The organism is Polynucleobacter sp. 35-46-11, assembly GCF_002281105.1.
In genome coordinates, this window is record NZ_NCFJ01000072.1 from 1 (window position 1) to 9609 (window position 9609).

A 9609-nucleotide genomic window follows, 5' to 3' on the forward strand; every position below is an offset into this window, starting at 1 on the left:
GTATCGCTCATGTCCATCTCCTGACTGTAATTAGATGGACGAAACCGGGTGACGGTCTGATGGAAAACTCCCCACGCCAGCATTACCTGGATCGGGTTATAGGGTCTTTCTCAGCGCCTCGTAGCAAAAATCACTAGAGGGCACCCCTGTTTCATCCTTAGTGCCAATTTAACCACGAAATGACATCAAGATGGATGATCAAAATCAAGCCATCAATTTAGTTGTTACAACTTAAGCGGCTTTGGTATTGCGCAAAATGAAATCTGCTGTCACAAAAGCGGCATCGCTGGTGAATTCATCAGCCAAAATGCGTGCTGCAGCCTCTGAAAGCGAGATTTCAATAAAACCACTCACTTCCCCATCATGGTTGGTAGGTACAAAGTTATCCTCTAGCTCTAAGTCATAGATATAGAGCTGCTCATCATGAAAGCCCCGTCCTGGAATAGGGCGACGCATGTGAATACGACCCACAGGCTCTATATGATCAGAAATCTGAGGTGGAACGCCGGCTTCTTCCCATAACTCTCGGCGGGCATTGACCCAAGGGGTTTCATCTGCGCCAATACCGCCTGCTGCCAGGTTATCAAGACGACCTGGATCGGTTGCTTTGGTCTCGCTGCGCCGTCCCAGCCAGAGATTGCCGGCCTTGGTATAGCCATTAATGTGGGTTGCCATGCTGCGAAAGCCAAAAGTACGGAAGGCAGCGCGCTCTAAACGGAAGTATTCATGTCCGTTTTGATCAATCCAAGCAAAATCCTCATGTCGCCAACCCGGAATAAAGCCACCTTGTTGCATCCGATCGGCTAATTTCGCCAAACTTGCCGAGAGCACTAAGGGTCTTGCCTGGTGAATGGTCAGACGATCATGACCCATTTCCACAAGAGAAATTGGGTTTTTTGCCAAGGATTCTTGTAAAAAAGGGATGAATTCAGGGTTTAGGTGCCCAATAACCTGCCCAGCTGAGCTGCCGCCCAAAAAATGGATAGGTAAGAAATCCTGTGGTGCAGACCTTGCCGTGTTTTGGAGCATCTCCTCAAGAGCTGCGATGGTACTGGTGGTGAGCATGTTTGTTTGCTTGTGCATGCCCTAAGTGTAAGAGAATTCAAAAAGACTGAAAAAGTAGTCTAAAAATCTATAAGCGAACTTGAATTGTCAACAGATCTTTATTTATATTTTTGTCAGAGACTAATGCTCATAATTTAAGCAAGCTAGGTCACTCTATACAAATCTGCGACTTACGAAAACTTTTGGGTATTTATCCACAAAACCTGTGGATAAGTTTTTTATTTTGGAGTGGTCCCGCCGACAGGAATCGAACCTGTATCCCACGCTTAGGAGGCATGTGCACTATCCATTGTGCTACGGCGAGACAGAAAAAAATAAAACGATTTTTTAAAAAGATGTTAGAACTCGAGACATTATCCACTGATTACCAGCCGCACATCGCCCATACTGAATTCGTAATAGCAACCATCATATTTGGAGCAAAGTAGGTAGAAAAAATAATTCCCAAGACAATAGCTGCAAGAAAATAGAGGAGCCATTTTGGGGGCTGAAATTTTTTCTGCATGAAGTCTTACGCAAGTACCGTGCGATCTAGTGCATGTTCTTTTACCGGAAGATTGACCAAGAAGGCAAATACACCTAAGGCAATCGCAATATTCCAAACAATCAAGTAGGAGCCAGTACGGTCAAATAAGTAGCCACCAAAATACGCTCCGCAAAAACTACCCAATTGATGCGAGAAGAATACCAAGCCTGAAAGCATGGTGAGGTATTTGACACCAAAGATCTGAGCCACAATTGCATTGGTTAATGGGATGGTAGACAGCCATAGAAAGCCCATGACAGATGCAAAGATGTAGGTGGAAGTGGGGCTGAGGGGTAGCCAAACAAAGGCCATGATGGCAATAGATCTGCTGATATAGATGCCTGATAGCAGGTAGCGCTTAGGAAAGCGTTGGCCTAGTATTCCGGCGCTGTACGTGCCAAAAATATTGAACAGCCCAATTAAGGCTAGTGCGGTAGTGGCAACAGCAGGCGCACCAACAGCGGGATAAATATTAGATAAATCTTTGAGATAAGGCGCCAAATGAACGGCAATAAACACCACCTGAAATCCGCACACAAAATATCCTAAAGTGAGCAATCTAAAACTAGGATTGCTCACCGCTTCTTTTAAAGCCTGTTTAATTGTTTGATCATTCGCTTTTTGCAAATGGATGGTATTTGGTTCGCGCAACATCAACGCAATTGGAATCATGAGGCTGGCCATGAGTGCCAAGATCAGTAGCGCATCATTTGCGCCAAAGCTGGTGAGCAAAACTTGTTCAACCGGAATCATCAAGAACTGTCCAAATGAGCCAGCAGCTGCAGCAATGCCCATAGCCCAAACGCGTTTTTCTGCGGCAACATTGCGACCTAAAATTCCGTAGATCACGCTGTATGTAGTTGCAGTTTGTGCGAGGCCAATGAGCAATCCACCAGCCAAGGAAAAATTCACAGCATCAGTAGAAATTGCCATGCCAGCTAAACCGAGTGCGTAGAGTGCGCCACCAGCGATCATGATTTTGAGCGCACCGTAACGATCAGCTAAAGCGCCTGTGATCGGTTGAACTGCGCCCCAAATCAGATTTTGCAATGCGATAGTGAGTGCGAAGGTTTCACGTCCCCAACCATTGGCCGAAGTAATCGGAAGGTTAAAGAGTCCAAATCCATGGCGTATACCCATGGAGAAAGTCACCATGAGCCCACCAAAAATCAGCACCTGTTTAAGTGATAATTTTTGGGTCTGAGGGCTAAAAGACATTTGGTTTAAATAATGCCTTTTTCTTGAAGTGCGGCAATGGCTTTGGGGTCCAAGCTCAAGCGCTCCTGCAAAATTTCATCTGTATGTTGACCCAGAGTTGGAGGAGCCATTCTCACTTCAACAGGGGTCTCTGATAGCCGCATAGGGCTTGCTACGAGTTTCATAGTGCCTGCAGTTGGGTGTGGAACATTAATTTGGACGCCGCGGGCCTTGACTTGCTCGTTATCAAAGACTTCTTCAAAATTGTTGATAGGGCCGCAGGGCACGTTAGCAGCCTCTAAAAGGCTGATCCATTCGGCCTTAGTCTTGCGTCGCGTCATGACTTCTAGCAATGGAATCAATGACTTACGATTCTCTACTCGAATAGGGTTGTTGATGTAAAGAGGGTTACTGGCCAAATGCACCTCCCCGCCAGCAGTCACAAAGTGCTTAAATTGCCCATCATTGCCGACCGCCACAATTATCCAGCCGTCAGAGGTGGGGAAGGTCTGGTAGGGAACGATGATAGGAGAAGCATTTCCCCATCTTTGAGGGACTTTATCCGAGCATAAGTAGGCGCTGGAGATATTGGCCATGACTGCAATCTGGGTATCCAAGAGGGCCATATCAATATATTGACCCTGTCCCGTTTTATCTCGATGAACTACTGCAGCCAAGATTGCGGTACTTGCATACATGCCGGTAAAGATATCGGCTATGGCAACCCCGGCTTTTTGTGGGCTAGCCCCCGCAAAGTCCTCGGCCTCGCCAGTAACGCTCATAAATCCACCCATTCCCTGGATGATGAAATCATAACCGGGACGTTGGGCGTAGGGGCCGTTCTGGCCAAAACCCGTAATTGAGCAGTAAATCAGGTCAGATTTGACATTTTTGAGGCTCTCATAGTCCAGGCCGTATTTAGCCAGATCACCAACTTTGTAGTTTTCAATGACCACATCCGACTCTTTTGCGAGCTGGCGGATGATTTCTTGACCCTCAGGCTTGCTGATATCGACCGTAATAGAGCGTTTATTGCGGTTAATACAGATGAAATAGGCTGTCTCTGGCGTGTCATTGCCCTGAGCATCCTTCACAAAGGGAGGGCCCCAGTGCCGGGTATCGTCTCCAACGCCTGGACGCTCTACTTTAATGACATCAGCGCCGAGATCGGCGAGATTTTGTGCACACCATGGGCCGGCAAGAACACGGCTGAGGTCTAAAACGCGAATATGACTTAAGGCTCCCATCCCTCAATTTTGGCATGAATATGGGGGTAATTGATGAAAATTCGGGTTTTACTTCAGACATGACTACAATTTGCGCGCATGGCTACACGTAAAACATCCGAATACAGCGAATCATCGATTCAGGTCCTAAAAGGGCTCGAACCCGTCCGTCAGAGGCCGGGAATGTACACCCGCACTGATAACCCATTGCACATTATTCAGGAGGTGCTTGATAACGCCTCCGACGAGGCTTTGGGTGGGTTTGGTAAGCACATCATCGTGACTTTGCATGCCGACAGCAGTGTCAGCGTCGAGGATGATGGCCGTGGAATTCCGGTTGGAATGCATCCTACGGAGAAGTTACCGGTAGTAGAAATCGTTTTTACCCAGCTTCATGCTGGTGGTAAGTTTGAAAAAGGTACTGGTGGTGCTTACGCTTTCTCTGGCGGCTTGCATGGTGTGGGTGTTTCTGTAACGAATGCCTTATCCAAGCGCCTTGAAGTTACCGTATGGCGTGAAGGCAAAATTTCTACCTTGACCTTTGCTGATGGCAAGGTCATTGAAAAGCTGAAAACTAGCGCTGCTGGCAAAGAAGATAAATCGCACGGAACCCGTGTACGTGCATGGCCTGATGGCAAGTACTTTGATAATGCTGCCATCCCTATGCCTGAACTCATTCGTTTATTGCGTTCCAAGGCGGTCTTGCTGCCAGGCGTCAAAGTCACCCTGATACAAGAGAAGTCTGGTGAGAACCAAGCTTGGCAATATGCCCAAGGCTTACGTGGCTATTTAAATGAAGCAATGGCTCAAGCGGGTCATGGTGCAGAAGTGATTCCCCCATTTGAAGGTGAGCAATACGCAACCGGAAATGGTGATGACGATTCCTTTGCTGAAGGCGAGGGCGCAACCTGGGTTGTGACCTGGACTGAAGATGGCGCACCTGTCCGCGAGAGTTATGTGAACTTGATTCCAACCCCAGCAGGTGGAACGCATGAAAGTGGACTGCGTGAAGGTCTCTTTAATGCTGTTAAAGGATTTATCGAGATGCATGCTTTGCAGCCAAAAGGCGTGAAGCTGATGCCTGAGGACGTGTTTGCACGCGCATCCTTCATTCTCTCTGCCAAGGTTTTAGATCCACAGTTCCAAGGTCAAATTAAAGAGCGTTTGAACTCCAGAGACGCAGTGCGTTTGGTCTCCGGTTACGCTAAATCCGCTCTTGAGCTTTGGCTTAATGAGCATGTGGACTACGGTCGTAAATTAGCTGACTTAGTTATTAAGCAAGCACAAGCTAGAACTCGAGCGGGTCAAAAAGTAGAGAAGAAAAAATCTTCTGGTGTAGCTGTGCTACCCGGCAAGCTGACAGACTGTGAGAGTCAAGATATTGGTTTAAATGAAATTTTCCTCGTAGAGGGAGATTCAGCGGGTGGCTCAGCCAAGATGGGTCGTAACAAGGAATATCAAGCAATTCTGCCTTTGCGAGGCAAGGTTCTCAATACTTGGGAAGCTGAGCGCGATCGCTTGTTTGCTAATAATGAAGTGCATGACATTGCTGTTGCGATTGGGGTTGATCCCCATGGTGCCAATGACACGCCCGATCTCTCTAACTTACGTTACGGCAAAGTGTGCATTCTGTCTGATGCGGACGTAGATGGTGCGCATATTCAGGTATTACTACTCACCTTGTTCTACAAGCATTTCCCGAAACTGATTGAGTTGGGTCATGTGCATATTTCAAGACCACCATTATTTAGGGTGGATGCACCAGCACGTGGCAAAAAGCCAGCGCAAAAGATATACGCACTTGATGCAAATGAACTTCAAGCAATTGAAGATAAATTACGCAAGGATGGTGTTAAAGAAACAACTTGGCAGATTTCTCGCTTCAAAGGTTTGGGCGAGATGAGTGCCGAGCAACTGTGGGATACCACTTTGAATCCAGATACCCGCCGCCTTTTGCCTGTGACCTTGGGCACGTGGACAGAAGATGAGACGATTAAAACAATGGATATGTTGATGGGTAAGTCCGAGTCCGGGGCGCGTCGTGATTGGTTGGAAGAGCGCGGTAACGAAGTAGAGGCGGATATCTAATGACAACTAAAAAAACTCCAGGCAGTACTGGCCCAGCAGATCAAGCTGATCTTTTCTCAGGCGAGCCAGTTGAAATGAATATCGTTGAAGTAGACGAGCCTATTGCTACTCAGACGGGTAGCCCCAAGGATCCACATGATCCGAAAATAGTTGAGCTCAATGAAGATGACAAAGATAGCCTAACGCTAGCAGTCTATGCAGAACGCGCTTATCTTGATTACGCCATTAGCGTTGTAAAAGGCCGTGCTTTACCGGATGTATCTGACGGTCAAAAACCAGTTCAACGTCGCATTCTTTTCTCGATGAGTGAGATGGGTTTACGTGCCGATGCCAAGCCGGTCAAGAGTGCTCGAGTAGTAGGTGATGTGCTTGGTAAATTCCACCCGCATGGCGACCAATCTGCTTATGACGCATTGGTGCGTCTTGCGCAGAGCTTCTCATTACGCTACCCACTGATTGATGGTCAAGGTAACTTTGGTTCACGCGATGGTGATGGCGCAGCGGCTATGCGATACACCGAGGCCCGTTTAACCAAAATTGCAGGGCTCTTGCTGAGCGAGATTGATGAAGGTACGGTGGACTTTGCGCCGAACTATGATGGATCTTTCCAGGAGCCGAAGTTATTGCCGGCACGCCTACCATTTGTTCTGTTGAACGGCGCATCCGGTATTGCCGTTGGTATGGCGACTGAGATTCCTTCGCATAATTTGCGTGAAGTAGCTAGTGCAGCGATTGCTTTAATGAAGTCTCCCAAAATGAGCACTTCAGAGTTGTTGGAAATCATGCCCGGTCCAGACTATCCAGGCGGCGGTCAAATTATTTCTTCTCCAGCAGAGATTGCACAGATTTATGAAGCCGGTCGTGGCAGCTTAAAAGTCCGTGCTCGCTGGTCTATCGAAGAGTTGGCCCGTGGCCAGTGGCAAATTGTGGTCAATGAGTTGCCACCATCCACTTCATCACAGCGTGTGCTGCAAGAGATTGAAGAGATTACCAATCCAAAGGTGAAGGTTGGTAAGAAGACCTTAACCCCTGAGCAGAACAATCTGAAGTCTACGATCTTGAATGTGCTCGATGGTGTACGTGACGAGTCGAGCAAAGATGCGGCTGTACGTTTGGTATTTGAGCCTAAGAGCAAAAATATTGATGTCAATGAATTTGCAAACTTATTACTAGCCCACACCTCATTGGAATCCAATGCACCAATGAACTTGGTGATGATTGGCACTGATGGTCGCCCACGTCAAAAAGGGCTCAAGGAGATTATTGCCGAGTGGATTTCTTTCCGAGTTGGCACTGTCACACGTCGTACTCAGCACCGCCTAGGTAAAGTCAAAGACCGGATGCATATTTTGGAAGGGCGCTTAATCGTTCTTCTGAATATTGATAAGGTCATTAAGATCATTCGCAATAGCGATGAGCCTAAGGCTGATCTTATTAAAGAATTCAAACTCAGCGATCGCCAAGCAGAGGATATCTTGGATATTCGCTTGCGTCAGTTGGCTCGCCTAGAAGGCATCAAGATTGAACAAGAGTTGAAAGAACTCAAGTCTGAGCGTGATGATCTCGAAGGTTTGCTGCAAAGCGATACTGTCTTACGCAAGCGCATCATCAAAGAAATCGAATCCGATATGAAGGATTTTGGTGATGATCGCCGAACCTTGATTCAAGAAGACAGGCGTGCTGTCGCAGAAACTAAAGTATTGGATGAACCTGTAACGGTCATCGTGTCCCAAAAAGGTTGGGTGCGCGTTCGCCAAGGCCATGAACATGATGCAACTCAGTTTGGCTTCAAGGCTGGCGACGCCCTCTATGGAACATTTGAGTGCCGCACGGTAGATGTGATGCAAGGTTTTGGCAGTGATGGCCGGGTCTATACCGTACCTGTCAGTGAGTTACCGGGCGCACGTGGGGATGGCTCACCTTTGACCAGCTTTGTGAACTTAGCTGCAGGATCGCAAATGGTTGCCTACTATGCTGGCCAGCCGGATGATATCGTGCTCATTTCCACCCGATCAGGCAACGGCTTCCTTGCAAACGTCGCGGATATGACTACCCGCAACAAGGCTGGAAAATCATTCGTAGGTATCGATAGTAAATTTCCTGGCGGTGATGCACCCCTCGGTGCAGCTAAAGTGACCGCCGGCATGAAGCTGGTTGCCTGTCTATCTGAAGGCTCTAAGTTGTTGGTTTTTCCACTGGACGAGCTTAAGCGTTTACCAACTGGCGGCAAAGGTGTGATTCTGATGGCCTTGGACGATAAAGAGAAGTTAGCTTCTGCCATCGCAGTTGGATCTGATGGCGCCACATATTCAGGCGCTGGACGTGCAGGCAAACCAACTGAGCTCAGTTTGGATGCCAAAACCTTGAAGTCATTTGCGGGTAATCGCGCTCGTAAAGGTCACTTTGTCGAACCAAGACTTAAAGATGGAAAGCTCAAAGCTAATTAAGAGGTTCATTGAATCTTGTGGAATCTAAAAAACCCAGTTATCAATTGATCGGGTTTTTTTATTGAATACTTAGACCTTCTTGGGGATTGGCACGCCGTACTTCACGGCAATCACCTCAGCCAAAATCGATACGGCGATTTCTGGCGGTGTTAAAGCGCCAATAAATAAGCCAACTGGCCCATGAAGCCGTTCAACTTGTTCCTGCGTCACATCAAACTCCAATAAGCGAGCCTTCCGCTTCTGTGTATTGAGTCTGCTACCCAGTGCTCCAACATAAAAAGCAGGGGACTTCAATGCCTCCATTAAAGCCATGTCATCGAGTTTGGGGTCATGCGTCAAGGCAACAACAGCCGTATGAGAGTCGACACCAATTTCTAGAAGCACGTCATCTGGCATACCCTTAATAAATTGTATGTAGTCACGATTGATACCTTCTGCATATTCTTCACGTGGGTCAATCACGATCACCTCAAAGTCCGACGCGAGAGCAAAGTCAGCGGTATAAAGCGACAGTTGTCCTGCGCCAATAATGACCATGCGCCAACGAGGACCATATGTCGTTTTCATTAATCGCTCATCACAAATAAACGCCTCATTACGATTTCCAGCCTCTAGAGTAGATTTGCCAGTAACCAGATCCACTGTGCGGGACGTAATTTGGTGACTACTGATGGAAGCTAGGATGGTTTCTAAAATAGCTAATTCTGGTTTTGGTTCTACGAGCAATCGCAGTGTTCCACCGCAAGGCAAGCCAAAGCGAGCCGCTTCTTGCTGACTGATGCCATAGACCACCATTTCTGGAAGGTCTCTTGTCAAAATTTCTGTTTGAACACGACGAATCAAGTCGTCCTCGACACATCCTCCAGAAACCGATCCAGTAACTTGGCCATCACCCCGAATGGCTAACCATGAGCCGATAGGTCTCGGTGCGGAGCCCCATGTCTGAACAACTGTTGCGATCGCAACCGAATGGCCGGATTTGAGCCAATCCACGGCGGCTTTTAATACGCTTAAATCAGTGCTGTTCATTTCTTGTCTTTAATTTCTTATATTTAATTTT

6 protein-coding genes, 1 tRNA gene and 1 riboswitch are annotated in these 9609 nt (G+C 47.4%); of the genes, 2 read left to right on the plus strand and 5 right to left on the minus strand.

Translation table 11 applies throughout. The features are described from left to right. Positions 1-51: 51 nt before the first annotated feature. A riboswitch (TPP riboswitch) is annotated at positions 52-158 on the minus strand. A 73-nt stretch (positions 159-231) separates the two neighbouring features. The 4 genes from B7Y67_RS07465 to B7Y67_RS07480 all read right to left on the minus strand — a co-directional run bounded on the left by B7Y67_RS07465 (position 232) and on the right by B7Y67_RS07480 (position 4035). Next, positions 232-1083 carry an NUDIX domain-containing protein gene (locus B7Y67_RS07465; RefSeq protein ID WP_293598100.1) on the minus strand — a complete coding sequence of 284 codons (852 nt, stop codon included), beginning with the start codon at positions 1081-1083 and terminating at the stop codon, positions 232-234. Between the two features lie 211 nt (positions 1084-1294). Next, a tRNA-Arg gene (locus tag B7Y67_RS07470) sits at positions 1295-1369 on the minus strand. A gap of 207 nt (positions 1370-1576) precedes the next feature. Next, positions 1577-2809 carry an MFS transporter gene (locus tag B7Y67_RS07475; protein WP_293598101.1) on the minus strand — a complete coding sequence of 411 codons (1233 nt, stop codon included), beginning with the start codon at positions 2807-2809 and terminating at the stop codon, positions 1577-1579. 5 nt (positions 2810-2814) lie between these two features. Continuing rightward, a complete protein-coding gene (locus B7Y67_RS07480) occupies positions 2815-4035 on the minus strand; it encodes a CaiB/BaiF CoA-transferase family protein (RefSeq protein WP_293598102.1) in 1221 nt (406 codons plus the stop codon). Between the two features lie 78 nt (positions 4036-4113). On the opposite strand from B7Y67_RS07480, the gene B7Y67_RS07485 reads away from it, so the two are divergent. Beyond that, complete coding sequence (locus tag B7Y67_RS07485) at positions 4114-6102, plus strand: DNA topoisomerase IV subunit B (protein ID WP_293598103.1); 1989 nt, start codon at positions 4114-4116, stop codon at positions 6100-6102. A gap of 74 nt (positions 6103-6176) precedes the next feature. Continuing rightward, on the plus strand, positions 6177-8549 hold the full coding sequence (parC, locus tag B7Y67_RS07490) for a DNA topoisomerase IV subunit A (protein ID WP_293598105.1): 2373 nt from the start codon (positions 6177-6179) through the stop codon (positions 8547-8549). A 69-nt stretch (positions 8550-8618) separates the two neighbouring features. Here the strand turns inward: parC and B7Y67_RS07495 are convergent, their stop codons facing one another. Next, the gene (locus B7Y67_RS07495; RefSeq protein WP_293598104.1) at positions 8619-9578 is read right to left on the minus strand and encodes an XdhC family protein; all 960 of its coding nucleotides are present in this window, start codon (positions 9576-9578) and stop codon (positions 8619-8621) included. Positions 9579-9609: the final 31 nt, after the last annotated feature.

Coding starts and splice junctions, on each gene's coding strand:
- B7Y67_RS07485 (WP_293598103.1), top strand. CDS start 4,114: ATGGCTACACGTAAAACATCCGAATACAGCGAATCATCGATTCAGGTC.
- B7Y67_RS07480 (WP_293598102.1), bottom strand. CDS start 4,035: ATGGGAGCCTTAAGTCATATTCGCGTTTTAGACCTCAGCCGTGTTCTT.
- B7Y67_RS07495 (WP_293598104.1), bottom strand. CDS start 9,578: ATGAACAGCACTGATTTAAGCGTATTAAAAGCCGCCGTGGATTGGCTC.
- parC (WP_293598105.1), top strand. CDS start 6,177: ATGAATATCGTTGAAGTAGACGAGCCTATTGCTACTCAGACGGGTAGC.
- B7Y67_RS07465 (WP_293598100.1), bottom strand. CDS start 1,083: ATGCACAAGCAAACAAACATGCTCACCACCAGTACCATCGCAGCTCTT.
- B7Y67_RS07475 (WP_293598101.1), bottom strand. CDS start 2,809: ATGTCTTTTAGCCCTCAGACCCAAAAATTATCACTTAAACAGGTGCTG.